A 24,792-nucleotide genomic window follows, 5' to 3' on the forward strand; every position below is an offset into this window, starting at 1 on the left:
TAAGTAGATGGTAACGAATACAGACATACAGGATTTAGGTCATTTTATCAATGGACAAACAGTTCTAGGGAAAAGCGGCCAGTTTTCAGATGTATTCAACCCAAGCACTGGTACCGTCATTGCTCGCGTACCTTTGGCAACAAAACAAGAGGTACAGGAGGCGATTGCTGCTGCCCAAGCGGCTTTTCCTGCTTGGCGTGCCTTATCAGTTGGTAAACGAGCTGAAATTATCCTTAAATTCCGCCAACTCATAACAGAAAATATCGATGAACTAATTGATATGATTTGTACAGAGAGTGGCAAAACGATTGAGGATGCCAAGGGCGAAATTACTCGCGGGTTAGAATCTGTTGATTTAGCTATCAATGCTCCACATTTACTTAAAGGAGAGTATTCGGTGAATGTTGGTGGTCATATCAATGCCTATTCTCTGAAAGAACCATTAGGCATTGTAGCGGCTATTTCACCATTTAATTTCCCTGTCATGGTACCGCTAGCAATTACAAGCATGGCGGTGGCTGTAGGAAACTGTGTGATTCTGAAGCCGTCAGAGCGGGTTCCTTGCTCCGCATTATTTTTATCAGAGCTGTGGAAAGAGGCAGGCTTACCAGATGGGGTTTGGACTGTTATTAATGGGGACAAAGATGCTGTGAATGAGCTGTTATGCCATCCAGACATTGAAGCGATTTCCTTTGTAGGCTCTACGCCAGTTGCAGAAGCCATTTATGCTACAGCCTCTAAACATGGGAAGCGTGTCACGGCACTAGGGGGAGGTAAAAATAATATGGTGGTTATGCCAGATGCTGACTTAGAGCATGTAGCAAATGCCTTTTTAGGGGCTGCCTATGGAGCTGCCTCCCAGCGTTGTATGGCACTGTCTACCATTATTCCTGTTGGTGAGGATACAGCCAATAAATTAGTGGGTATTCTTGCCGATAAAATTGCCAAGTTAAAAGTGGGTCCCTATACAGATGCCGAAGTTGATTTTGGACCAGTCATTACTCAGCAATCTAAGGATGCCATCATTGGCTATATCGATCGTAGCCTAGAAGAAGGCGCAACACTGGTCTGCGATGGGCGAAATCCGGAAATTGCCAAACAATCGAACGGTTTTTATCTTGGACCTACATTACTCGATCATGTAAAGCCTGGGATGGAAATTTATGAACAAGAGGTTTTTGGACCTGCACGGAATGTCGTCCGCGTGGCAACATTAGAGGAAGCTATAGCCCTTATTAATGACCATGAATTAGGAAATGGTGTAACCATCTTTACAAACAATGGTGCAGCAGCTCGAAAGTTTACCACTGAAATTGAAGTAGGTATGGTAGGTGTCAATGTACCGATTCCTATTCCAGTAGGCTATCATAACTTTGGTGGCTGGAAACGTTCAAGATTTGGTGAGGGACATATGTTTGGACCTGACCAAGTACGTTTCTTCACAAAAGCGAAAACCATTTCAGAAAAATGGATAGAACAAGGGAATGACGTTACCTCTTCCTTTGCATTTCCAAGTAATCAGGACTAATCCTAAAAAATAAATATTCGCGTAGTCAATAACTACGCGAATATTTTGAAAAAACTGACATACCAACATGGTCATCAGTTTTTACAGTTTAACTACTTGTTCTCTTTTTTCTCTTCCGTTTTTCTTACTTCTGAGAAATCTGTTTCTTCCCCAGCCTCCATGCCATAGCTAGGATTTCTATCCATACGAGTGAATGTATCCACATCATCCTCGTCTTCAAATCGCTTTACAAGAATTGGAATCGAAACTAGCCCAGCAAGACCAACGAGTGCATAAATCCAACGAGATAAGACCGCCGTTTGTCCACCAAATAAATAAGCCACTAAATCAAATCTAAAGAATCCAATGAGTCCCCAGTTGATTGCACCTATAATAACTAGTACTAAGGCGATTCTATAAAGCACGCTCATGTGTACACCTCCTTTATTTTCAATACTCCAAGCTATATTTCTTAGCAGGGAGGTGTCATAAGAAGCGATAAAATGACAAAGACTAGTCATTACAACCGCCGTTTTGACGGTCTTATTTTTTGCAATAACCTCTTTTTTATACTGTGTACAAATGGCGAAATAACGTACGCTGATGAATGGCGTTACTTGGATGGATTTTTATGTGTCTGCTCATGCTGAAGCAGCCATTCTTTGCGCCACATCCCGCCTCCATAACCTGTTAGCGTTCCATTGGAGCCGATAATTCGATGACATGGCACAACAATGCTGATATTATTTTTACCATTCGCACTACCAACAGCCCTTACAGCTTTTTCATTGTTAATAGCAATGGCGATATCCTTATATGAAGCCGTTTCACCAAATCCTACACTCTGTAAAACATGCCAAACAGCTTGTTGAAAATCTGTACCTTGAAAAACATAAGGAAATGAGAACTCCTGACGATCACCTAGAAAATACTCATGCAATTGCTTAACACATTCTAGTAAAACTTCAGGTGTGTCTTGCTGAGGAGCATTGACGACTTGCTCTCGCTCTACAAAGTTAATGGCATCAATTGCTGTATCACTTCCCTCAACTTCTATAATCCCAATTGGTGATGGATAATCTAATTTATACCGTTTCATACAGTGACCTCCATAAATAAAAGGTGGCATAAGCTTGCCAGCCTTGCCAATGTTCCGCATAGTTCTTTAATTCTTCAATTGTTGGTTTTTGTTCTAAGCCTAGTTGTGTTTTTAAAGCATTATGCAGACCAACATCTGCTATAGGAAATGCTGTCGGTTGTTGCAGACACTTCATAAGCACATAATCTGCTGTCCATGCTCCAATACCTCGAATGTCCATTAATCTTTTTTTCATGGCTTCGTAGTCCTCTTGTTGACACAGCAAATCTTTTGTCAATTGACCGCTTGCGATCATTTTGGCAATATCAATAATGTATTCTGATTTCCGCCGTGTAAATTGGAGGTTGATCAAATTATCTACCTCAATAACAGCTATTCTCTCTGGCGTTGGAAACAGCCAATAGCTTTGCCCTTCAAAGTAAATATATTCTCCAAATTGCTCGACAAATCTCTTTTTTAACGTATAGGCAAAAGATAAATTTATTTGTTGACCAATAATTGCCCAAACTAATGCTTCAAATAAATCAGGAATCCCGATTAACCGTAATCCGCTATATTTTTTCACAAGTGAACTTAAGATTTGATCGTTTTCAGCCATCTGGTAATACCCCTGTAAATCCTTTGTTAAATCAAACCACTCTGCGACATATTTTGCGATGATTGCCTGTTCATGGCTAGCTGGCTGTTTCATTGGAAATGTTACTATTATTTTATGGGCTTGCTCAGTTATTTCACATAAAATAAACTGTTCATCAATCTTCAATAATTTGTAGAGCACATTATCCTTTATATGGTGAAGAATTTCGTGATGTGAGCGCTTTAAGAACTGCAAACACTCTCTATAATTAAATGCTTGTGGTAACTTGATCACTAAATAACCAACATCGTTTGTCCATTTCATATCATGTCCCCCTGTTACGATAAGTTACGGTATTCTGTAGGTGAACAATTTTTCATCCGTCGAAAAACTTTATAAAAATTAGATGGACTTTGAAAGCCAGCTTCATAACATATCTCTAAATTTGTAAAGTCGGTATGTTTTAATAGATGGGCAGCCTTATCAATTCTGATTTTCTCTAAATACGTTCGGGGTGTCTCAGCAGTCTCTTGTTTAAATAGTCGTTCAAGGTGAAAGGGACTGAGGCCAACATGCTCCGCCATATCCTGTAAAGTCACTCTTTGTTTATATTCGTTCATCATAAAAGTCGTGACATTTTTAATCAATTGCGAGTGTGGGGAATGTTCGATTTCAGGCTGACATCGTTTACATGCCCGATAGCCAGCCGCCTCTACCTTTTGGATATCTTCATAAAATTCAACATTCATCTTTTTCGGTTTTCTGGATTTACAGGAAGGACGACAATAAATCTTAGTAGTTTTAACCGCTGTATAAAAAAGCCCATCATAGGTTTGATCACACGTTATAATCTTTTCCCATTTTTCCTCAAATGATAAATTGACTGCATCGTCCATGATTATTTCACCTCATTCCCATCGACTAAATATATAACACAGAAGTATCTTGGTCTTTTAATAATTTTGCAGCATGCTGTGTTAAATGCGCAATTATTTTATCTGAAAGTGCATTACCAAAGCTAAAACGTTTCACCCCTAATTCTTTTAACAGCTTGACATTCGTTAAATTAGGTAAAGAAAGAAGATTAATGGGCGCATTTATATTACAAGTCACCGTGCTTATTTCATTGGCATCTGTTAAGCCTGGGATAAATATACCACTTGCTCCACTTTCAATATAAGCTTTTGCTCTTGTGCATGTTTCCTCAAATGGTTGCTCCAATTGAAAATACGTATCCGTTCGAGCATTAATAAAGAAATCTTTATAGCCATGATTATCTAATTCTTTCTTCATGTTTGTTAATAAATAACAGTGTTCAATTATGCTTCTTAAGCCTGTTTGATGTTTAAGGGAATCTTCAATGTTAATCCCTGCTACTCCCACATCTGCCGTTCTCAAAACATTGTCGATAATACTTTGTTCATCATGGCCATACCCCGCTTCAATATCTGCTGATACGGGTATGTTGACTTGCTCTGTAATGGATTGAATAATTGTTAGATGTCGTTGAAAATCGATTTGTTCACCGTCCGCATAGCCAAGTGAGTTTGCTATGCCCCAGCTTGTTGTGCCAATTGCTTGAAAACCTGCCTTTTCTAATGTGAATGCTGATAAAACATCCCAAGCATTTCCAATAAATAATAGCTCTTGTGAAAAATGTAAATCATAAAATTGCTGAATTTTTGACATAATATAAGCCTCCATGCTATTTGTTAGACCTTATATTATCAGGAACTATCCTTTTATTTCGTCCTCAATCTTGCTGTTATGGTCTATAATAATGTTGTAACAAATATCTTGTAATAGGCTATTCAATTGTTTACATATAATCTAGTAACTGAAGAATAGGAGCTATGACCCTTACATGAAAAATAAAATAGTCAGAAAAATAAATTTATTCGCACTTATTATCCTAGTTATGTTCGCCATTATCCCCTCTGTTTGTGCAATCAGCCCAACAGATAAGCTGCTAGATCCTATTGTGTTAGGACAGCATTATGAAATTTTTCGAGACACTTCCAAAAAGGCCTCTATCGAAGATTTATTGAGTGGTGTCCATGACCATTCTTTTGTGGCTAGTAATCAATCGTATCCATTCTTTTGGCATACGAGAGATACGATTTGGTTACGTTTATCCATGGATGATATTTTAATAGATAAAAATGAATCCTATTTGCTAGAGGTAACAGATAAACTAGATAGCATTGATATGTATGTCATTAAAGCGGATGGGACCTACGAGGTACAAAAAAGAGGAATTACCAATCTAGGGGAGCAATCGATACCTTCACGATCTAATTTATTTCAAATCAATGATCCTGCTATTCGTGAAATTTATTTCAAGTTAGACGGAGCATTACCATTCAGTATAACATCCTATCTTTATAGTGAAATCAGTTTCATCAACAAGATCAGCGAATATAAATTTTTAACAGGTATCTTTTATGGTTTTTTATCCGCCCTCTTAATTTATAATTTATTTTTATATTTTTCATTAAAAGACAAAGCATATTTCTTCTATGTTTTATATATGCTGAGCTTTATTTTCTATCAAGCTACGTTAAATTCACTAGACATTGAATTATTAGGATCATGGTTGCCTAAAGCGTTCTTTATCAAATCTTTAACAGTCAGTGGAAATCTTTTGCTTGTATTTATGCTTTTATTTTGCATTCAATTTTTAGAGTTAAAAAAATTTCTACCGCTATTCCACAAAATAGGGAAATTGCTTTTATGGATTACGATCTGTTCTTTAATGGCCTCCTTTATCATTCCGGATGTGTCCATCACCAACAATTTTACAACTAGCTTTGCTGTTGTTGTCTTTATTTTTTTATGGTTGTCAGGCATTTTTGTATTAGTAAAGGGCCAAAAAATGGCTCGATTTTATCTAATTGGTTGGACGGTTTTACTTGGCTCCATTATCGTTCAAGCACTAGCCTTTTTAAGTGTGATCCCGTTCCATCCACGTATATTTGAGGAGGTTCCGGCTATTGGAGCTATTTTTGAATCAATCTTTTTATCTTTAGCATTAGGAGATAAAATCAATATTATCAAGAAAGAACATCAAATCATGCAAGAAACGTTAAATGAGCAACTTGAAGAGAAAGTACACGCTCGCACCCAAGAGCTTGAATTAGCGAAGCTGAAGCTTGAAGTATTAGCTAACACAGATCATCTAACACAGATTCCAAATCGTGTACGCCTAGATGATGTATTAGAAAAAGAATTAGAACAAGCTCAAAGAAATGGAACACCTCTTTCTACGATTCTGTTAGATATTGATCACTTCAAAGCCGTTAATGATGAACATGGTCATCAGGTAGGCGATATTGTATTACAAACTGTAGCAGAGCTATTGAAAAATAATGTACGAGCTGAGAACATCGTTGGTAGATGGGGTGGTGAAGAGTTTTTAGTCATTTGCCCATGTTCCCATTTAAAGGATGCTGTGCAGCTATCTGAAAATCTAAGACAGCAGCTTGAACAGCATTCATTTCCAGTTGTTGGTCACAAAACAGGAAGCTTTGGTGTGACATGCTTTGTGATGGGCGATACAATTCATTCCTTAATATCTAGATGTGACAAGGCTTTATATCAGGCCAAACACCATGGTAGAAATCGTGTGGAATTTTTACTAGATCATACAAAACCGGAGACGAAAACAGAGGCGTCATTACCTTGACGCCTCTTTGTCCTTGTTTACACATTGACTTTTGAATAATAAAACGCTAATCTTTTTGATGAGCAAAATAAAAACAAGCAACGAGAATCATAAACATCGCCACTCTTTTATGACTTCAACAATATGTAAAAAACCCCTTCTAGCAATGCTAAAAGGGGTTTCTATTATTTTTGCCAATGATTTAGTTCCTTTAACAATTCGGGTAGCTGCAATTTCTTGACATCGATAGGTGGCAATGCCTTAATAAACTCTTTCCCATATGACTTACTAGTAATTCGTCGGTCTAGGACAATAAAAGCTCCTTTATCCTGCGAAGAACGTATTAATCGACCAAAGCCTTGCTTAAACCTCATGATCGCTTCTGGTAGGGAAAGCTCAGTAAAGGAATTGCGGCCTTGAGTAGTTAGGTGCTTTGCCCTCGCCTTAAAAACAGGCTCTTCTGGTGAAGAAAATGGTAATCGTACGACAATGACAGAGGCCAGTGCATCTCCTGGAACATCTACACCCTCCCAAAAACTGTTTGTACCAAATAGAACGGCATGACTAAATTTTTGGAATGATTTTAGAATGCGCATACGGCTACCACCTGTTACACCTTGTGCAAATAGCATGTAATCATCTAATAGTTCACTATCTTGGATAAGCTCGACTGTTTTTCGTAGCATATCCTGTGCTGTAAAGAGTACAAAGCAACGCCCTTCTGTCATTCGAACAGTCCTCGTAATTGCATGGGCAACAGCCTCAATGTATTCTTCTTGGCTGACATGCTGAATATCTGGCATATCGGTGACGATAAATGCCTTAGCTCCAGCATAATAGGCTGGCGGAGCTTGTAGTTTCAAGACTTCAACATCATCAGAAATGCCCAACTGGCGTGTAACAAAGCGCTCATTGCCTGGTACCGTTAATGTGCCTGATGTCCAAACAATACTTGCTTGCTGACGTAATGGTGCTAATACTTGTTCAATTATCGGCGTTACATTGACAGGCTTCTTAAAAACATGGAGACTGCCAGGGACACTCCGTACATCAAATTCTAACCAAACAGAATTGCCTTCCTGTGGTGACAGAAAAATATCGTCCCATTCAGCAATTTTTATCTTTACTTCTCGAATCCAATATTGCCATTCAGATAATACATATTGATCGTTTTTATCTAGCTGCTCAATCGCATTTTCGAACGACTGTGTAATGGTAGTAGCGAGATCTAGCCATTGCTGGGTTAGTTTGCTTACTTGTGCAAACGATTCTTTCGCAAGTGAAACATCCTCTAAAAACAAGGTACATTTGCTACCTGCTTGTTTCCCTTTCATTTGCTGTTGCAATTTTTGAATTGTTCTCTGGATTGTATCATCAAATGTCCGCTGCAAACGTATAAATTGTGCATCAAGATGCTGTAAATTTCGCATGGCTACTCGCTGTTTTTTCTTCGCTGCCTGGCAAAACTGCTGAAATAAAGCCGTATCCTCCATCGTACCAATTTGTCCAAAAATATACTTCCATTGTGTGTAGGAGAAGACTACTTCATCCTGCTGCATAGCAGCCTGAATAAATTGATGCGCCTCGTCAATAATCCAGCCATCTATTTCTGTAAAGAGTGGTGTTTGACGCACTAAATCACTTAAAACCATGGCGTGATTCGTTACAATACAGTCAGCAACTGCACTGTTCTTTAAAGCTTGCTCATAGAAATCAAAGCCCTTTGAAGGCTTGTCATTCGGTATTTTTCGGATTTTTTCTAAAAACAGTTGTCCGCCACCAGAAACATTGAGCTCGCTCAACACACCTGTCTCTGTTTTGGTCAACCACACAAGTATTTGTAAAATAGTAAATGTATCATCATAGGATTCATCAGCATATGCCATACATTGCTCAAAGCGATCGAGATCAATATAATGCTGCATTCCCTTCAGCACACACAAATTCACCTTTGTCCCAAGGATTTTTTCGATCTTTGGTAGCTCTTCTTCTACAAGCTGTTCTTGTAAATAGGAAGTATACGTACTGATGGCAATCTTTTTATTGACAGCACGGGCAAATAAGATGGCTGGAAGTAAATAGCCAGCAGTTTTACCAATACCTGTAGAAGCTTCAATCACGCACTCCTGTTGTTCATGTAATGCCCGCCAAATCGTGTCCATCATGTCAAATTGTGCAGGACGTTCCTCAAAATTTGGCAGTGCCTTTGCCATTAAAGTTATTTTCTCATCTACTGATTGAGGGTAGGCAATCGTTTCTGTCACATGCTCATGCTTATTTCGGCCATTGCCAATGGCAAAATTACGGTAATAATGTACATTTTCGCGGCCCGTCGTATGCTGGCGCTTAATTTGCAACGCCTCAAAAAAAAGCTGAGAAATATTTGATTTCAAGCGAAATGAACGCTTATGCATCTGTTCAAGTGTAAGCTGCGGTAAACTTAGTAGCTCCTTCCAGCAATGCTTGAATAGCTCAGCTGTCGCGCGTGCATCGTCATCCGCTCGATGTGCATTTGCTAACTCTATATTTAAATCGGCCGCTAAATCCCCTAGCTTAAAACCAAGTGACATAGGGAACAAAATTTTAGCTAGCTCCACCGTATCCATTTTTTTACCTTGCCATTTCGGTAGTCCAGCACGTTTAAACTCTGCTTGTAAAAAGGTTAAGTCAAAATCTGCATTATGTGCAACAAATACACAGTCAGCCAGTAGCTCATATATGTAATCCGCATGCGCTTCAAATGGGAAGGCATCCTTTACATCCTCATTTGTTATATGCGTTAAATCTTGAATGAAAGTTGGAATAGCTTTCCCTGGATTAATGAACTTCGTATAGGTATGCTCAATTTCCCAATCCTTCATAATAACAATGGCAATTTGAATCATCCGGTCCCCATTGGCTGGTGAATGACCAGTTGTCTCCAAATCTACAATTGCATATTTTTGACTTTCCATCATACATCTCAACTCACAGTTCACATTAGATAAGTTGAATTTTATCATATTATTGGCTCTGCGGCATCCTTTCTCCTCTTTGTTAAATCACCGCATCCATACAAAAACGCAACCTTAGAGAAATCCCCTAAGGTTGCGTTGTGGAATCGCTTATTGAGAACTTACTCAAACAAACATTAAGCTTATTGTTTTTTTGCTACATCAACAATACGGCCTTCAGTTGTTGTTTTTACTTCTTTAAGTGATAGTAATTGCTCTTGAAGGTTTTCCCAATCAGATAAGCCTAAATCTGTAACACGACCTTCTTCATATGCTTTAGCAAACATATCTAGGCCATCCCCACCTTTAGCAGTATAGGCATTTGTAGCTACTGTGTAAGTTTTACCATCTTCAATAGTAACGTATTTACCTGTTGCTTTATCTAAATATTCGATAGATACAACACGTGAGCCTACTTCTTTTGACGAATCATACTGTAATTTCGCTCCAGCAATGTGTAAGAAGCCACCATTTTCTTTAGGTGCATTTTTCAAGGACACTTCAAATGCTGCTTTTAGCTCAGCACCTGTTGCATCCATTAATGCTAATGTATTACCAAATGGTAATACTGTAATTACTTGACCAACTGTAATATTCCCAGCTGGAATTGCTTCACGAATACCACCGCCATTTTGTAATGCCATTACAACCGTTTTATCAGTATATTTTTGTGCCTTTGCTAGCATACCGTCTGTAATGATATTACCTAAGGCTGTTTCATTACTACGCACACTTTCAAGACTTGCTTCACTTGCACGTGGGTTAGCTAAAGCTTCTTTTAGTGTTACACCGATTTCTTTGTTGTTCACTTCATCTACTTTTGCTTTATAAGGTGCTAGTAATTTCACTAATGTTTCGTCTTCAGCTACCTTACCAAGGTCGATTAATTCGCCACCATATTCAGTAACTACACCATCTCCATCAAATGTTACATCAAGCGTACCTAAGTATTTAACATACTCATTGGCCTGTACAATTAATGTAGCATCCTTTGCTTCGCCTACTGTATTTGTATCAACAACGAATGGTTCGTCTAATTTTGTATGATCATGTGCACCAACAATAACATCAATGCCTGATACATTTTTAGCTAGTAAAATATCATTATCAACATTCGGATTATCATTGTAGCCAATATGTGTTAAAGCGATAATTTTGTTGACACCCATTCCTTCAAAGGCTGCCACTGCTTTTTTCGCTTCCTCTATATAATTTGTAAAAGTTACTTTATCAGGAGAAGCAATATCAACCGTTTCCTCTGTCGTTAAGCCGAAAATACCTACTTTTTCTCCATCAATTTCTTTCACAATACCAGAGTAAATTTTACCATTTTCAGGTTCACTTGAAATTAAGTCTGTAAATAAACCAGTGAATTTATCATCTGCTGAGAAATCTGTATTGGCATCCACAAATGGGAATTTAGCACCTTTAATAAAATCTGCTAATGCTTGATGGCCTTCTGCTGATGCACCTAAATCAAATTCATGATTACCAAATACCATTGCGTCAAAGCCAATTTCATTTAATAGCGCTAAATCTGCTTGTCCATGGAATTCATTGAAATACAATGTACCATTGAATGCATCGCCAGCATGTAATGTTAAAACATTTTTCTTTGCTTCTCTTTGTTCTTTTACAGCTGTCGCCAATTTAGGTAATTCATTTGCACGAGCATGTGTATCATTCACATGTAAAATCGATAATGAGAAGGCATCTTCTGGTGTTTCAGGAGTCTCTGGAGTTTCTGGTGTTTCTGGGTTTGACTTTGTTAGAGCCTCTGCAATGAATGTCGCCAGTTGTCCACGTGTAACTTTTTCACTAGCCTCATGATTTTTTGCACTTTCAAGCTCCGGTAATGTTGGAATAGATGCTAAGATTTTTGCTAAATCGCCATGTGTAATTGTTTGGTTTGGACGGAAAGTATTATCTCCATAGCCTGTAATGACATTTAATCCTACTAGAGCTGCAATCGAGCCATAATAAGGATTTGATGCACTAATATCCGTAAATTTTGGATCCTCTACTTCTTTTGTATCCAATTTTAATGCGCCTGCAATCATTTTTGCCGCTTGTCCACGTGTGACATTAGTATCTGGTTTGAATGTACCATCTGGGTAACCACTAATAATCCCTGCTGCATAAAGTGTAGAAATGCCTTCAAAATCTGCATGACTTTCCTTTACATCCGAAAAAGGGCTTGCTGCTGATGCTGGTACTACCGCTACCGCTGTTACAGCCAATGCTGCTGCAGTTACTGTTAAAAATTTGTTACGTTTATTTTCCATGACAAATGATACCTCCACTAGTAAAATGATGTACTAACAACTAAATTCTACATAAATATGACGCAAAATACTAGAACATTTGTAAAATTATAATTTTATAAACTAGTTTAATAGTAATAAAAGCAAAATTTTACCAGTTACTTTTATAACAAATTCAATCATAAAAAAGGAGGATTGGCTATGCTTTGCCATCCTCCTCTCTAGTATTAAGTTATACTATTGCTGAATTACATCACGGTTGCTTCTGGCTCGTGTGCAATCATTTCCTTAATTGTATTGCCCTCTCCCATGATGGCTACAGTTGGTTGATGGTCTTTAGCCTCATGATTATCCACATACACATAGGAAATAATGATGACAATATCACCACGCTGCACAAGTCTTGCTGCTGCGCCATTAACACAAATGACACCTGATCCTCGTTCACCAGCTATAATATATGTTTCAAAACGAGCGCCATTATTGTTATTCACAACATGTACTTTTTCGTTTGCCAGCATACCTACTGCATCTAAAATATCTTCATCTATTGTTATGGAGCCTACATAGTTTAAATCTGCCTGTGTCACTGTTGCACGGTGAATTTTACTATTCATCATCATACGTAACATACTATATTCCCTCTTTCACGGTAAAAATACAATTATCTATTAAACGTGTCTTACCTATATAAACAGCTGCTGCCAACAGTACTTGCTGAGTTGTAGCTGTCACTGGTGTTAAATCTGGATATGCTAATAATTCAATATAATCAATGCGGCCATGTGTTCTTGCATGAATATGAGCTTTTGCTTTAGCAAGTGCGCTATCAGCATCACCATTCACTAAAAAGCTATCGCGAGCCAACTGTAATGCTTCATTGATCGCTGGAGCCTCTTGTCGCTCTGACTTGCTTAAATAGACATTACGAGAAGATTTCGCCAAACCGTCCTCCTCGCGTACAATTGGGACAACACGCATTTCTAAAGGGAAATTAAAATCACGTACCATTGTCGCAATAATCGCAACCTGCTGTGCATCTTTTTGACCGAAATAAGCTCTTGTTGGCAGTGTTAAATGAAATAATTTAGAGACGACCTGTAAAACACCATCAAAATGACCAGGACGACTCGCACCACAAAGAATGGTAGCCTGCTCGCCTGCATGTAGACGAATGCCTCCATCTTGAGGATACATTTCCTCCACACTTGGTGCGAACACAATATCAACGCCCACAGATTCAGCTAATGCAGTATCTCTAGGCAAATCACGAGGATAACTTTCAAAATCCTCATTTGGCCCAAATTGTGTTGGGTTGACAAATATACTCATCACAACGACATCATTTTCTACACGAGCTGTTTGTGCTAATGTTAAATGACCTTCATGTAAATAGCCCATTGTCGGAACAAGTCCAATCGTTTTTTGAGCATGCTTAGCTGCTTGAATTTCTGTGGCTAATGCCTGTATGGTCGTGATGACTTTCATCATTTAACGCCTCCATATAGCTGATCTAATGCTTCCTCTTTCATTGTGAAGAAATGTTTTGGAGCTGGGAAAGTACCCGCTTTCACTGCTTCTACGTAACCCATCATCCCCGCGCTTGCTTCTTTGCCCATATCAGCAAATTGTTGAACAAATTTCGGTACATGGTGCGAACCGTAGCTTAGCATGTCATGATACACCAGCACTTGTCCATCAGCCTCAATACCAGCGCCTATGCCAATCGTTGGAATAACAAGACTAGCTGAAACAAGCTCTGTCAGCTGATGAGGGATACATTCCAACACGACTGCACATGCTCCAGCCGCTTCACACTGTTTTGCTTCTTCAAGCAGTGTAGCAGCCTGTTCAGCTGTTTTTCCTTGTACCTTATAACCACCAAGCACTCCAGCTGATTGAGGCAACAAGCCTAAGTGAGCTACTACTGGAATACCAGCTGACGTTAATTTACGAATGACAGGTATAACTTCACCTGCCCCCTCAACTTTTAAAGCATCTGCTCCTGTTTGTTGCATCATCGCAATGGCTGTTTTGAGTGTCTCATTGACATCGCCATGATAAGAACCAAAGGGCATATCAACAACAATAAACGTATCCTTTGCCCCTCGTCTTACTGCTTTTGCATGATGAACCATATCCGTTACAGTTACAGGCATTGTAGAATCATAGCCAAGCACGACCATTCCAAGTGAATCCCCGACTAGTATCATCTCAACACCAGCTTCTTCCGCGAATTTAGCAGCTGGATAATCATAGGCCGTCACCATCACGATTTTTTCGCCTGCCGCTTTCATCTTTAAAAAATCGGTTGTCGTTTTCATTTTGTAGTCCTCCTTTTTTAAAGGAAGAAAACAGAAAAACCCTTCTGGCCGAAAATAGACAGAAGGGTAGTGTGTCGTTCAATGATAAAAAGACCCCTTAAAGAGGCAATAGCTTGCAAAATGAAAGCTATATTTGAACGTATCGTTTTCTTCCGTCCCTGTCTAAAAGATCAAGGCAGATATTTGGTAGTATAGTCTATTGCGTTTTGAAGGTGCCGTTCACAATGGATACTGCCCTTCGCACATACTATAACAGATTTCCCTATTAATCTTCAAATATTATTTTCTTACAATATCTTCGTCTAACAACATTGGAAAAAATTTTCTTTTAGAATTGACAATCAATGTTATACGTCATATACTATCCACATACTATATGCCATATAATATAAAATGAAGTATAGGTATTACATGTGAGGTGAAAAGATGACATTTCAGCTTGGTTCAGCTTTACTTGATGCTTGTGTACTGGCTATTGTCGAGAAAGAGGACGCCTACGGTTATTCTTTAACACAGCAGGTACAATCAGTCATGGAGATTTCAGAGTCTACACTGTATCCTGTATTACGTCGCTTACAAAAAGCGCATTACTTAACAACGTACGATCAGCCTTATCAAGGTAGAAATAGACGCTATTATCAAATTACAGAGCAAGGACGTATACGATTATTAGAGCTATTAAAAGAATGGCAAATGTATAAGGAAAAGGTTGATTGTGTACTTTTAGGAGGGAATTTAGATGGATAGAGCAAGCTATTTGAAACAGCTACGAGGAAAATTACGTCGGCTTCCTGCGCATGAGTTAGACGCTGCGCTTGCCTATTATGAAGAATACTTTGAGGAAGCTGGAGAGGAAAATGAACATCAGGTTATTTCACAACTTGGCTCTCCTTCACATGTCGCCTCACAAATATTAGCTGATTTCGCATTAAAGGATTTAGAAACCTCCTCGGCAAAATCAACAAAAAAGAATATGTCTGCTATTTGGCTCATTATTCTAGCTATACTGTCTGCGCCCCTTTCATTGCCATTACTTGCAACAGCCATTGCACTCATTTTTTCATTTGGCGCAGTCATTATCAGCTTAATCTTTGCTATTGTCGCAACTGTAATTAGTATTTTTGCCGGTGGCGTTGTGGCAATCATATCAGGTTTCTTAATTTTAACAGAGCATTGGCCGACTGCCCTGCTCTTTATGGGTGTCGGGTTAATCGTAACAGGCTTGGGAGTCCTACTGTTCCCAGTTGTTGCTCGTGTTATCAAGAAAACCGTTGTTGTCTCTGTTGAAACATTAGGCAGACTATTCCACAAAATGACAAAGAAGCAAAAAAAGGGGGACTTCTAAATGACGTCAAAAAATACCCTTATTGCCATGACAATGATTGCATTAGGCATTCTACTCGCATTGATTGGCTATTTTTCAGGGGGGCGCTGGCTGATTCTAAAAGATTCAGAGGGTCTTTATGTCCCAAGTAATACTAAATTAGTAAGTCAGTCTTATGCTTTAGATGCATTCACAAGTATTAATATCGTAAATGATTATGGAGATGTGGAGATTGTTGCAAGTGGTCGTGACTTTAAATTAGACACAAAGGTCCTTGAGCAAGCAGATGTAACATATCATATTGATAACGGAACTTTAACCATCGAAACAATGGCAAAGAAAAAGGATGGTTTTCAATTTGGCTTCGGGAACCTCTCTTCCCCTTCAATCAAACTCTATGTCCCAAAAGATACAAAAATAGAGGCGATTGTGATAGACAGTAATTTTGGCGATACAGCCATTCATGGGCTACAGTATCAGCAGCTTAATCTCATCCAGGATTATGGAGATATTACTTTCAACAACACGACTGGTGACAGAACAGAGATTAGGCAGTCCTTTGGTGATTTAACGCTTCAGCAACTTACTAGCAACGGCTTCACTATTGAGAGCGAGCATGGAGATATCGATATAGATGGCACATTAAATGGCCAATCAACCATTACCTCTAGTTTTGGCGATACAACGCTCCACTTACAAAACAAACAAAGTGATGTAGGCTATGATCTCAAAACAGACTTCGGTGATGTGACCATTAATGATGAAGAACAAAGTGGCACCGTGACACAAGTAATTAAGGGTGAGCACCAACTGAATGTTTCCTTATCACATGGTGATATAGATGTGTCATTAAAATAAAGAATAGACAATAAAAGAAGCTGCAAGTACAGGACGTTACTTGCAGCTTCTCATATTGTTGAAAAACAAAACCATTAATAGAATTTTTGTGAAAGGTGAAAATGGTTTCCGTTGCAGACTACTTTCTTTCCTGTAGGCGAGCGCCGAATCGCTTCCTCCGCAACCGCTCCGTTTAGAGTTTTGGCTGTCTCGTGATCCCACGGGAGTCAAGTACCCTTCCACTTCAACCTACAAAAGTGTTACCTTTTAGCAAAGGTTTTCAAATAAAGTGAAGGTGTTCACGAGTCTTTATGAAGAGGTGCTGTTACGCATGACTTCCCCACATTGAAAATAAGAGTCTATAGATTCTCTAGTAATACTAATAATGGATTATTTTGTTCGCTACGGCCAGTATGAAAGATAAAGCAAAGACACTTTTGCAGAATGGTTGATTGGAGTGGAGCCAGCGTCACTCCTAGGGGATTTAGCGTCACAGATGAGACCCTGGAGCGAACGTAAGTGAGTGAAGCGGCTCATCGGACGCCCCCTGGAAAGGACGCTGGCGGAACGGAAATCAACCCCTCACCTTGCAAAGTTGCTTTTTCTGCCGTTGACATCATCTTTTTGCAACAACATGAGAAGCCGCAAGTATAGGACATTACTTGCAGCTTCTTGTTTATAATATTTTGATGTCTCCCGCATAGATCGTGCGAATCGTTCCATCGTCCTGCGTCAGCTGGAGAACACCATCGTCTGTAATGCCACTGGCAACCCCTTCAAAACGTTCACGTATCGTCGTTACCTCTATACGTTGACCAATTGTACAGGACAATTGCTGCCATAGTGTCTTTAGACTCGCAAAACCCTCTTTGACGTATAATTCTGTAAATTGTTCTAAATAGTGTAAGATAGAGGCAACAAGTGCTGCACGATTGATTTCTTCCCCTGCTTCTAATCGTAATGAAGTGGCAATATCCGCAATATCAGGTGAAAAGTCAGCTGCTGCTTGGTTCGCATTTATGCCAATTCCAACAAGTAAAGCTTGCACAAGATCCGCCTCTGCCTGCATTTCCGTTAAAATACCTGTACATTTTTTGCCATTAATCAATAAATCATTGGGCCATTTAATGGCTGGCTCTACATGTTTATATAATGTTTTAATGGCCATTGTGACAGCTACTGCCACCACAAGTGTATAGGATGAGGCCTGCTGGGGTGTAACATCTGGCCGAACGATAACGGTCATCCAAATACCTGTCCCATGGGCAGACTCCCAAGGACGAGCCATACGACCTCGCCCCGCTGTTTGCTCCTCACCAATAATAATTGTACCGTGTGGAGCTCCTTCCTGTGCAAGCTTATGCGCAATCGTTTGTGTTGAATCAACTACATCGTAATAATGGATCTCACGTCCAAAATGCTCTGTCTTTAAAAAAAGCTCAATCTGTGTGGGGCTCAAGCTATTTGGTACACCTGTCAATACATACCCCTTTTTCTTAATAGTTTCGAATGTATATCCTTCCTCTTGTAATGTTTGCATATGCTTCCAAACAGCGGTTCTTGAGACACCAAGAGAATTTGCTAATTCCTGACCTGAAACCGCTTCTCCATCAGCAGCCAATATTCTTTTTAAAATTTCGTCCTTCATGGAAATTGTCATCTTCACATCCATCCTTTAGTTAACTGTACTCTTGTTATGTAACTTAATTTGTCTTAATCATACTGTAAATTAACGTAAATGACCACCAACGATAGGAATTTAATAAAACCGCCTCCCGAAATGGGAGACGGTTTTTGACTATCATGTATTGGGCTTTAAGTAAGATCCTGCTGCTCAAGCCAGCTTTTAATCTGTTGTCGATCATTTTGAAGTTCATGATGAAGAATGGCTATCAGCAGATCCTCCAATGCGGCTTTTACCCACGGCCCACCCTTTTTGCCAGACCATTTCAGTAAATCAGCCCCATTCACCACTAATTCTTGCTTATGTTGAATCGGTAATTTTGCCTGTAATTCTCGAATAGATTGTTGAGGTATCGAAGCGTCTAATTGGCGAAGTTGGGCAAAATATTGTGCAGCCACTAGTTCTTGCTCTGTGTAGTTAAAATAATGGCGATTTGTCCAACCATCTTTTAAATCGTCATAAGCTGTTAAAACGGATTTAATAAACGCCATTTCCTTATTAGATAATCGATAATCGCGAACTACCTCACGCCATGCTGTTCCTTGCAGTAAGGCAAAGTATGCCCAGCCAAGAAGTGCATCCTTTGTTTGAAAATTACGCCATTGTGAAGCTTGAAAATCACCCGTTAAATAGGCCGTTAACCCACAGTCCTCTAGTTTTTGTATACCCCCAAAAACTGTTTGTCCTATCCAAAGCTTATCAAGCTCTGCTTTAATGCGTTCTTTTGCAATAAATCTCAGATCAGCAGCCCTTTGCTGGATGGCTGTTATTGTATTCGCCTCGATTGTAAAATCAAGCTGTGCGGAGAAGCGAATTGCTCGCAGCATTCTTAGAGCATCTTCTGCAAACCGTTTTTCTGCCTCTCCTACCGCTCGTATAACGCGCTTTTCAATATCTTGTCGTCCACCATAATAATCTACAAAAGAGCCATCATGACGCATGGCAATGGCGTTCATCGTAAAATCTCGGCGTTGTAAATCCTCTTTTAGAGATCGAACAAAATGGACATTCTGTGGTCTTCGATGATCTGTATATTCCCCATCTGTCCGATAGGTAGTCACTTCCACAGGTCCAGCGGGTACGATAACAAGTACCGTCCCATGCTGAATCCCAATATCTACAGTCTTTTGAAACACAGTTTTTACTTCTTCAGGCAAGGCATTTGTAGCCACATCTACATCATGGGCAGGACGATTGAGTAAAGCATCTCTTACAGCTCCACCAACAATAACTGCTTCAAATCCCGCCTGTTCTAATTGTTCAATGACTGAATAGGCTGCTTGCCATTCTTTATTGTTTTGCATGATTTCTTTCCGCAACCTTCTCGTACAGATTTTCATATTGTTCCACAATTTTGGATGAGTGGAATTTTTCACTTACTGCACGGATGGCCGCTTCTCGGAAGCGCAGTAATTGTTCCTCATCTTGCAATAAATGGGTTGCATACGCCGCAACTGCCTCTGTATCCCCTAATTCCACGATATAACCGTCTACACCGTGCTCAATGACTTCTGGAATACCACCTACATTTGTTCCAATACAAGGTACACCACAAGCCATTGCCTCTAGTAACACCAGTCCAAACGATTCTTGCTGTGATAATAATAGCTTTAGGTCACTAATCGCATACAGTTCAGCTAAGTTTTCTTGTTTCCCTAAAAATAAAACATCCTTCATATAAGGACTTCCTTTTACTTGATCCATGACACGATGCTTTTCTGGGCCATCACCTACTAATAAGAGCTTTGCTTTCATGTTGGCACGGATTTTCATAAAGGCGTCTACAATGTGTGGAAGGTTCTTTATTTTACGGAAGTTTGATACATGAATGAGGACTTTTTCATCTTCTTGAATACCAAATTGCTCTTTTAAGTTTCCTAAATTTCGTGGGAAGTATTCGCGTTCGTCCACAAAGTTATAAATCGTTTCAATTGGTTTTACTGTATCAATCAGTTCATAGGTTTGTTCTTTTAATGCCTGTGACACGGTTGTCACAATATCAGATTTATCAATCCCATACTTAATGGCCTGTGAGAGCGTAGAATCTTGCCCAAGCACCGATATATCTGTGCCATGAAGGGTCGTAACGATGCCAATGTCTCGGCCGCTCATTTCACGTGCTAGCACCGCACATACTGCATGTGGGATGGCATAATGCACATGTAGCACATCCAACTCTTCATCCTTGATGACGTCTGCCATTTTACTCGCTAATGCAATATCGTAGGGAGAATATTGAAATACTGAATAATTATTAACTTCGACTTCATGGAAAAAGACGGTTGGATAAATTTTATTCAATCGAAATGGTACGCTTGAGGTGATGAAGTGAATTTCATGTCCTCTTTCTGCAAGCATTTTGCCTAATTCTGTTGCAATGACACCAGAGCCACCAACTGTAGGATAACAGGTAATGCCTATTTTTAGCTTTTTCATTCGATGATCATCCTTTCTGAATCACGTCTTTTGTTAATTGCGTCTTTCTTGTATCAGTCTCCAATCCACAAAGCCTTCCTCGAGGCCTTTTAGTAATATTTCTGCTGTTCCCATATTGGTTGCCAGTGGCACTTGGTAAACATCACAAAGACGGATTAGTGCAGAAACATCTGGCTCATGTGGCTGTGCTGTTAAAGGATCACGGAAAAATATCACCATGTCCATATCATTATTGGCAATCATTGCGCCAATTTGTTGATCGCCACCAAGTGGCCCTGAACGAAAACGTGTAACTTCCAAACCAGTAGCTTCGATGACACGTTGTCCTGTTGTGCCGGTAGCATATAGTGTGTGTTCTTGTAAAATATTTTGGTAAGCAATAGCAAACTGTACTAAATTATCTTTTTTACGATCATGTGCAATCAATGCGATTTTCATATAGCTTCCATCCCAATCTTTAGATGATGTTTTCTAAACCATAAACAAGCTGATCCATTTTCATAACCTCTTCTATGCAAAATGCAACACCCGACATAAAAGAATTACGGTTTAATGAATCATGGCGAATCGTTAGTAGCTGCCCATCCCCTCCAAATAATACTTGCTGGTGTGCCACTAAACCAGGTAAACGTACGGAATGAATGCGCATACCGTCAAAGTCTCCACCTCTTGCACCTTTAATGGTTTCTTTCTCTTCTAGATGTCCTTGTGCCTTAGGCGTACGGACCTCTTGTATTAACTGAGCCGTTTTCACCGCTGTCCCAGATGGTGCATCAAGCTTCTGATCATGGTGCATTTCTATAATCTCTACATCTGGTAAGTATTTGGCTGCTTCTTTTGCAAACTTCATCATTAGGATAGCACCAATCGCAAAGTTTGGTGCAATAATGCAACCTAACTCTTTTTCTTTGGCCATGGCTGATAATTCCTCTAGTTGTGCATCTGTAAATCCTGTTGTACCAATTACAGGTCGTACATTTAAATTCAGTGCTTCCTTTGTATGTTTGTAGACTGCATGTGGATTAGTTAAATCCACTAGTACATCTGGTGCAGTTGCTTCTACAAGATCATGCATTTCTGTAAATATAGGCACTGTATAGCTTACTGGAAACATATCTAAATCAGCTAAAGTTTTTCCTACTTCCTTATAATCTAGTACAGCTACTAATTCCATTTTGTCATGTTTCATGACCGTATGTACAGCCTCAGCTCCCATTTTTCCTCTTGCTCCCGCAATAGCTACACGAATCGACATCATTCTTCATCCTTTCTAGTCCAACGATCCTTATCTCTAGTTTCAAATTTATGTATGACGCGTAAAAGTGCTTCATCTAGTTTTATACCTTGAGCATTTGCAAAACAGACTAGTACAAAGAAAAAGTCTCCTAGTTCCTCTTCAATACTATTTATATCCTCAGTACTCTTTTTCTTTTTCTGTCCATAGACATCCTGAACTTCGCGTGATAGTTCACCTAATTCTTCTGTTAGACGTGCAAGTAATTCAAATGGTGGAAAATAGCCTTCTTTAAATTGTCCTATATAGTCATCGACACGCTGTTGTAAAGCTTGCATTGTTAGTTGATCTGCCATAAAAATCACACTCCTATTTACCATCGTATAAAATTTACACCATTGTTGTCAAAACCAATAAAATGTCAGATAATAGATAACACTACTTCATTTGTTTGGAACTACAGGAGGTCAAATGCTAAAACAGATTAAAATTCGTAATATTATCGCAATTATGCTCGGAGCAGCAGTTTTCAGCTTCGGCTTTGTTCACTTCAACATCCAAAATCAACTGGGTGAAGGTGGACTAAGTGGGATTACCCTCATACTATATTTTACATTAGGATGGGACCCCGCCTTAATGAACCTGTTATTAAATATTCCCATGTTTATCATAGGTTATCGATTACTTGGAAAAAAATCATTTGTCTATACGCTTGTCGGCACTTTATCTGTATCTCTTTTTCTAAAAATTTTTCAAAAATATCAATTTACCATCCATTTAGAGGATGACATGTTGCTTGTGGCACTTTTTGCTGGTGTCTTTGTTGGATTGGGACTTGGGATTGTCTTTCGTTTCGGTGGAACTACAGGTGGTGTCGATATTTTGGCCCGACTCGGACATAAATATTTTGGCTGGAGTATGGGGAAAACCATGTTTGTCTTCGATGCCATCGTCATCATCCTTTCTTGGCTGACGTTCTTGGATGCTCGTTCGATGATGTATACATTAGTAGCCGTATTTGTTGGAGCCCGTGTTATTGACTTTGTACAAGAAGGTGCTTATGCGGCTCGTGGTGCGCTTATCATATCGGAAAAGTCGGGAGCCATTGCTGAAACAATTGCTCTTCGAATGGAGCGTGGTATCACCATTTTAGAAGGACATGGTCATTTTACGAAACAACCTAAAGAGGTGATTTATTGTGTGATTGGCCGCAATGAAGTTGTACGGTTAAAATCTATTGTGCATGAAGTTGATCCGCACGCATTTGTTTCCATCATTGAAGTACGAGATGTGGCAGGAGAAGGCTTCACACTAGACGATCAAAAGCAACCCCTTCATTAAAGCATACGAAGATAAAAAACTTGCTATAGTGGTGTACCACTATAACAAGTTTTTTCTTAGTCGTCGCTACGCATATTAGTAAAAATTAAAATTAAACGTAATAACTCAAGTACAGCTACCGCTGCCGCTGCTACATATGTTAAGGCTGCAGCACTTAATACTTTTCGTGCTGGTCGTTCTTCTTCATTTGTAATAATGCCAAGTGAATTCATTTGAACTAATGCTCGCTTTGAGGCATCAAACTCCACCGGAAGTGTCACTAATTGGAAAACAACACCTGCTGCTAATAATATGATACCTAACAGCAATAAATTCGACATACTTGTAAAAATACCAATCATTACAAAAAGCCAAGACATATTGGAAGAAATGTTTGCTACTGGAACGAGCTTACTACGTAATGTAAGCATAGAATAAGCTTCTTTATGTTGGATGGCATGACCTACCTCATGGGCAGCTACTGCAGCACCTGCAACACTCGCTTCATAAAAGTTACTTTCTGACAAAGCCACTGTTTTGGTTGCCGGATTATAATGATCAGACAACACACCTTGCGTTGGCACAACTCGTACATCATATAAGCCGTTCGCGTCTAAAATCGCACGCGCTACCTCAGCACCAGTCTGCCCCTTCATTGTACGTTGCTTTGCAAATTTTTTATACGTACCCTTTACCTTCATTTGAGCATAAAGTGGAAGCAGCATAATAATCGCAAAATAAACAATATACATGCTCATTGACAATTTTCTAACCCCTTTCTACCTCGATACTATAATTCTATAATTTATACCCTAATTCGGCAAATATTTGCGCCACCTAATTGAGAAAATGGCAAGTAAAATACATGCAATTGATAACCAGAATGTAAAGTAGCCAATATAGCTTGTGTAATTGGCTAAATCTCGATACATAGGCATTTGCCCAAATACATAGTCAATGACATCATTATGCAGTGTCCAAACAGCTGCTATCACTACATGCCAATAAGTGAAGACATATTTCTTCATATATAGTACAGCTTGTACAGCCATGGCAAAATGTGAACCAACTAACATCCACCCCTGCCAGCCAATAGAACCTGTTTCAATTAATGTCCAAATATTCATCACATCTGCCCATAAGCCATATTTCACCAACGTAACAAGGGCAAGTACTTCCATCAGTGGCCAGCTTTTCCCTCTAATCCAAGCAATCAACACAAAACAAAAGAATAAACTGGCTGTTGGACTATCTGGAACAAAAATATAAAAAATAGGCTCTGTGATGGCAAGCTGCCACCCATACCAATAATAGCCATAAATTGTACCTAGTAGATTAACAATTAGCAGCGCAATCAAGAATGATTTATGTGTCAGAAGGTACCAAATATTTGCTCTTGTTAGTTGCATGATGTTAACTCCTTCCGATATAAACAATCCATTATTTATGTATAGTTCTGAAATTCTAGAGCTTCACTCTACCTTTCAATTGTATCTCACCATCAATATGTGTTATTTTATTGTTTTAAT

24 protein-coding genes are annotated in these 24,792 nt (G+C 39.2%); 6 read left to right on the forward strand and 18 right to left on the reverse strand.

The window, feature by feature from the left end:
- Positions 1 to 7 precede the first annotated feature (7 nt).
- Positions 8 to 1,528, forward strand: a complete 1,521-nt coding sequence (locus tag RCJ95_RS02830; protein WP_337976065.1) for a CoA-acylating methylmalonate-semialdehyde dehydrogenase — start codon at positions 8 to 10, stop codon at positions 1,526 to 1,528.
- Positions 1,529 to 1,620: 92 nt separating this feature from the next.
- Here RCJ95_RS02830 and RCJ95_RS02835 read toward each other — a convergent pair whose 3' ends face one another.
- The 5 genes from RCJ95_RS02835 to RCJ95_RS02855 all read right to left on the reverse strand — a co-directional run bounded on the left by RCJ95_RS02835 (position 1,621) and on the right by RCJ95_RS02855 (position 4,872).
- Entirely contained in the window at positions 1,621 to 1,938 is a 318-nt protein-coding gene (locus RCJ95_RS02835) for a DUF378 domain-containing protein (protein ID WP_004232735.1), read from the reverse strand.
- A gap of 182 nt (positions 1,939 to 2,120) precedes the next feature.
- Positions 2,121 to 2,606, reverse strand: coding sequence for a methylated-DNA--[protein]-cysteine S-methyltransferase (locus RCJ95_RS02840; RefSeq protein ID WP_221680634.1), 486 nt, complete (start codon positions 2,604 to 2,606; stop codon positions 2,121 to 2,123).
- Positions 2,593 to 3,507: a DNA-3-methyladenine glycosylase family protein gene (locus RCJ95_RS02845; protein ID WP_446721869.1), complete on the reverse strand. Its 915-nt coding sequence runs from the start codon at positions 3,505 to 3,507 to the stop codon at positions 2,593 to 2,595. The genes RCJ95_RS02840 and RCJ95_RS02845 overlap by 14 nt, the downstream gene beginning before the upstream one ends.
- A 14-nt stretch (positions 3,508 to 3,521) precedes the next feature.
- Positions 3,522 to 4,079 (reverse strand): bifunctional transcriptional activator/DNA repair enzyme AdaA, encoded by a 558-nt coding sequence (locus RCJ95_RS02850; protein WP_257521727.1) that lies wholly within the window; start codon positions 4,077 to 4,079, stop codon positions 3,522 to 3,524.
- Between the two features lie 25 nt (positions 4,080 to 4,104).
- The gene (locus tag RCJ95_RS02855; protein WP_446721870.1) at positions 4,105 to 4,872 is read right to left on the reverse strand and encodes an isocitrate lyase/PEP mutase family protein; all 768 of its coding nucleotides are present in this window, start codon (positions 4,870 to 4,872) and stop codon (positions 4,105 to 4,107) included.
- A 175-nt stretch (positions 4,873 to 5,047) separates the two neighbouring features.
- On the opposite strand from RCJ95_RS02855, the gene RCJ95_RS02860 reads away from it, so the two are divergent.
- On the forward strand, positions 5,048 to 6,868 hold the full coding sequence (locus tag RCJ95_RS02860) for a sensor domain-containing diguanylate cyclase (RefSeq protein WP_446721871.1): 1,821 nt from the start codon (positions 5,048 to 5,050) through the stop codon (positions 6,866 to 6,868).
- 164 nt (positions 6,869 to 7,032) lie between these two features.
- Here the strand turns inward: RCJ95_RS02860 and dinG are convergent, their stop codons facing one another.
- From dinG to panB, 5 genes are all read right to left on the reverse strand, one after another.
- Positions 7,033 to 9,804 (reverse strand): ATP-dependent DNA helicase DinG, encoded by a 2,772-nt coding sequence (gene dinG, locus RCJ95_RS02865; protein WP_446721872.1) that lies wholly within the window; start codon positions 9,802 to 9,804, stop codon positions 7,033 to 7,035.
- A gap of 179 nt (positions 9,805 to 9,983) precedes the next feature.
- The gene (locus tag RCJ95_RS02870) at positions 9,984 to 12,125 is read right to left on the reverse strand and encodes a 5'-nucleotidase C-terminal domain-containing protein (protein ID WP_446721873.1); all 2,142 of its coding nucleotides are present in this window, start codon (positions 12,123 to 12,125) and stop codon (positions 9,984 to 9,986) included.
- 227 nt (positions 12,126 to 12,352) lie between these two features.
- The gene (gene panD, locus RCJ95_RS02875; protein WP_009370842.1) at positions 12,353 to 12,736 is read right to left on the reverse strand and encodes an aspartate 1-decarboxylase; all 384 of its coding nucleotides are present in this window, start codon (positions 12,734 to 12,736) and stop codon (positions 12,353 to 12,355) included.
- Between the two features lies 1 nt (position 12,737).
- Positions 12,738 to 13,592, reverse strand: coding sequence for a pantoate--beta-alanine ligase (gene panC, locus RCJ95_RS02880; RefSeq protein ID WP_221680878.1), 855 nt, complete (start codon positions 13,590 to 13,592; stop codon positions 12,738 to 12,740).
- Entirely contained in the window at positions 13,592 to 14,428 is an 837-nt protein-coding gene (gene panB / locus RCJ95_RS02885) for a 3-methyl-2-oxobutanoate hydroxymethyltransferase (protein ID WP_221680628.1), read from the reverse strand. Before panB ends, panC begins: the two co-directional genes overlap by 1 nt.
- A 426-nt stretch (positions 14,429 to 14,854) precedes the next feature.
- Here panB and RCJ95_RS02890 point away from each other — a divergent pair, with 426 nt between their 5' ends.
- Genes RCJ95_RS02890 through RCJ95_RS02900 form a run of 3 tightly spaced genes read left to right on the forward strand, consistent with a single transcriptional unit; the run spans position 14,855 to position 16,610 of the window.
- Positions 14,855 to 15,175: a PadR family transcriptional regulator gene (locus RCJ95_RS02890; protein ID WP_004232706.1), complete on the forward strand. Its 321-nt coding sequence runs from the start codon at positions 14,855 to 14,857 to the stop codon at positions 15,173 to 15,175.
- Positions 15,168 to 15,773 carry a DUF1700 domain-containing protein gene (locus RCJ95_RS02895; RefSeq protein ID WP_066037628.1) on the forward strand — a complete coding sequence of 202 codons (606 nt, stop codon included), beginning with the start codon at positions 15,168 to 15,170 and terminating at the stop codon, positions 15,771 to 15,773. The genes RCJ95_RS02890 and RCJ95_RS02895 overlap by 8 nt, the downstream gene beginning before the upstream one ends.
- Positions 15,774 to 16,610 carry a DUF4097 family beta strand repeat-containing protein gene (locus RCJ95_RS02900; RefSeq protein ID WP_446721874.1) on the forward strand — a complete coding sequence of 279 codons (837 nt, stop codon included), beginning with the start codon at positions 15,774 to 15,776 and terminating at the stop codon, positions 16,608 to 16,610.
- A 655-nt stretch (positions 16,611 to 17,265) separates the two neighbouring features.
- On the opposite strand, the gene RCJ95_RS02905 is transcribed toward RCJ95_RS02900, so the two are convergent.
- From RCJ95_RS02905 to RCJ95_RS02930, 6 genes are all read right to left on the reverse strand, one after another.
- Positions 17,266 to 18,249 carry a biotin--[acetyl-CoA-carboxylase] ligase gene (locus RCJ95_RS02905; protein WP_221680625.1) on the reverse strand — a complete coding sequence of 328 codons (984 nt, stop codon included), beginning with the start codon at positions 18,247 to 18,249 and terminating at the stop codon, positions 17,266 to 17,268.
- A 155-nt stretch (positions 18,250 to 18,404) separates the two neighbouring features.
- Positions 18,405 to 19,577, reverse strand: coding sequence for a CCA tRNA nucleotidyltransferase (locus RCJ95_RS02910; protein WP_221680624.1), 1,173 nt, complete (start codon positions 19,575 to 19,577; stop codon positions 18,405 to 18,407).
- Entirely contained in the window at positions 19,564 to 20,709 is a 1,146-nt protein-coding gene (gene bshA / locus RCJ95_RS02915) for an N-acetyl-alpha-D-glucosaminyl L-malate synthase BshA (protein ID WP_221680623.1), read from the reverse strand. Before bshA ends, RCJ95_RS02910 begins: the two co-directional genes overlap by 14 nt.
- A gap of 33 nt (positions 20,710 to 20,742) precedes the next feature.
- A complete protein-coding gene (gene mgsA / locus RCJ95_RS02920) occupies positions 20,743 to 21,147 on the reverse strand; it encodes a methylglyoxal synthase (protein ID WP_221680622.1) in 405 nt (134 codons plus the stop codon).
- A gap of 19 nt (positions 21,148 to 21,166) precedes the next feature.
- Positions 21,167 to 21,964: a 4-hydroxy-tetrahydrodipicolinate reductase gene (dapB, locus tag RCJ95_RS02925; protein WP_446721875.1), complete on the reverse strand. Its 798-nt coding sequence runs from the start codon at positions 21,962 to 21,964 to the stop codon at positions 21,167 to 21,169.
- Complete coding sequence (locus RCJ95_RS02930; protein ID WP_054550714.1) at positions 21,964 to 22,299, reverse strand: nucleotide pyrophosphohydrolase; 336 nt, start codon at positions 22,297 to 22,299, stop codon at positions 21,964 to 21,966. The genes dapB and RCJ95_RS02930 overlap by 1 nt, the downstream gene beginning before the upstream one ends.
- A 115-nt stretch (positions 22,300 to 22,414) precedes the next feature.
- Here RCJ95_RS02930 and RCJ95_RS02935 point away from each other — a divergent pair, with 115 nt between their 5' ends.
- The gene (locus RCJ95_RS02935; RefSeq protein ID WP_004232676.1) at positions 22,415 to 23,284 is read left to right on the forward strand and encodes a YitT family protein; all 870 of its coding nucleotides are present in this window, start codon (positions 22,415 to 22,417) and stop codon (positions 23,282 to 23,284) included.
- A gap of 56 nt (positions 23,285 to 23,340) precedes the next feature.
- On the opposite strand, the gene RCJ95_RS02940 is transcribed toward RCJ95_RS02935, so the two are convergent.
- Both RCJ95_RS02940 and RCJ95_RS02945 read right to left on the reverse strand, forming a co-directional pair.
- A complete protein-coding gene (locus RCJ95_RS02940; protein ID WP_225341019.1) occupies positions 23,341 to 24,021 on the reverse strand; it encodes a zinc metallopeptidase in 681 nt (226 codons plus the stop codon).
- A 54-nt stretch (positions 24,022 to 24,075) separates the two neighbouring features.
- On the reverse strand, positions 24,076 to 24,672 hold the full coding sequence (locus tag RCJ95_RS02945; RefSeq protein WP_446721876.1) for a DUF1405 domain-containing protein: 597 nt from the start codon (positions 24,670 to 24,672) through the stop codon (positions 24,076 to 24,078).
- Positions 24,673 to 24,792: the final 120 nt, after the last annotated feature.

Source organism: Lysinibacillus sp. BSL11 (assembly GCF_052928325.1).

Excerpts from the sequence above, each read along its gene's own strand:
- RCJ95_RS02890 (WP_004232706.1), top strand. The coding sequence starts at position 14,855 with ATGACATTTCAGCTTGGTTCAGCTTTACTTGATGCTTGTGTACTGGCT.
- RCJ95_RS02850 (WP_257521727.1), bottom strand. The coding sequence starts at position 4,079 with ATGGACGATGCAGTCAATTTATCATTTGAGGAAAAATGGGAAAAGATT.
- RCJ95_RS02940 (WP_225341019.1), bottom strand. The coding sequence starts at position 24,021 with ATGAGCATGTATATTGTTTATTTTGCGATTATTATGCTGCTTCCACTT.
- RCJ95_RS02855 (WP_446721870.1), bottom strand. The coding sequence starts at position 4,872 with ATGTCAAAAATTCAGCAATTTTATGATTTACATTTTTCACAAGAGCTA.
- RCJ95_RS02870 (WP_446721873.1), bottom strand. The coding sequence starts at position 12,125 with ATGGAAAATAAACGTAACAAATTTTTAACAGTAACTGCAGCAGCATTG.
- RCJ95_RS02845 (WP_446721869.1), bottom strand. The coding sequence starts at position 3,507 with ATGAAATGGACAAACGATGTTGGTTATTTAGTGATCAAGTTACCACAA.
- bshA (WP_221680623.1), bottom strand. The coding sequence starts at position 20,709 with ATGAAAAAGCTAAAAATAGGCATTACCTGTTATCCTACAGTTGGTGGC.
- mgsA (WP_221680622.1), bottom strand. The coding sequence starts at position 21,147 with ATGAAAATCGCATTGATTGCACATGATCGTAAAAAAGATAATTTAGTA.
- RCJ95_RS02835 (WP_004232735.1), bottom strand. The coding sequence starts at position 1,938 with ATGAGCGTGCTTTATAGAATCGCCTTAGTACTAGTTATTATAGGTGCA.
- RCJ95_RS02860 (WP_446721871.1), top strand. The coding sequence starts at position 5,048 with ATGAAAAATAAAATAGTCAGAAAAATAAATTTATTCGCACTTATTATC.
- panB (WP_221680628.1), bottom strand. The coding sequence starts at position 14,428 with ATGAAAACGACAACCGATTTTTTAAAGATGAAAGCGGCAGGCGAAAAA.
- dinG (WP_446721872.1), bottom strand. The coding sequence starts at position 9,804 with ATGATGGAAAGTCAAAAATATGCAATTGTAGATTTGGAGACAACTGGT.
- RCJ95_RS02945 (WP_446721876.1), bottom strand. The coding sequence starts at position 24,672 with ATGCAACTAACAAGAGCAAATATTTGGTACCTTCTGACACATAAATCA.
- RCJ95_RS02935 (WP_004232676.1), top strand. The coding sequence starts at position 22,415 with ATGCTAAAACAGATTAAAATTCGTAATATTATCGCAATTATGCTCGGA.
- RCJ95_RS02910 (WP_221680624.1), bottom strand. The coding sequence starts at position 19,577 with ATGCAAAACAATAAAGAATGGCAAGCAGCCTATTCAGTCATTGAACAA.
- RCJ95_RS02840 (WP_221680634.1), bottom strand. The coding sequence starts at position 2,606 with ATGAAACGGTATAAATTAGATTATCCATCACCAATTGGGATTATAGAA.
- RCJ95_RS02900 (WP_446721874.1), top strand. The coding sequence starts at position 15,774 with ATGACGTCAAAAAATACCCTTATTGCCATGACAATGATTGCATTAGGC.
- RCJ95_RS02930 (WP_054550714.1), bottom strand. The coding sequence starts at position 22,299 with ATGGCAGATCAACTAACAATGCAAGCTTTACAACAGCGTGTCGATGAC.
- RCJ95_RS02830 (WP_337976065.1), top strand. The coding sequence starts at position 8 with ATGGTAACGAATACAGACATACAGGATTTAGGTCATTTTATCAATGGA.
- RCJ95_RS02895 (WP_066037628.1), top strand. The coding sequence starts at position 15,168 with ATGGATAGAGCAAGCTATTTGAAACAGCTACGAGGAAAATTACGTCGG.
- dapB (WP_446721875.1), bottom strand. The coding sequence starts at position 21,964 with ATGTCGATTCGTGTAGCTATTGCGGGAGCAAGAGGAAAAATGGGAGCT.
- RCJ95_RS02905 (WP_221680625.1), bottom strand. The coding sequence starts at position 18,249 with ATGACAATTTCCATGAAGGACGAAATTTTAAAAAGAATATTGGCTGCT.
- panD (WP_009370842.1), bottom strand. The coding sequence starts at position 12,736 with ATGTTACGTATGATGATGAATAGTAAAATTCACCGTGCAACAGTGACA.
- panC (WP_221680878.1), bottom strand. The coding sequence starts at position 13,592 with ATGAAAGTCATCACGACCATACAGGCATTAGCCACAGAAATTCAAGCA.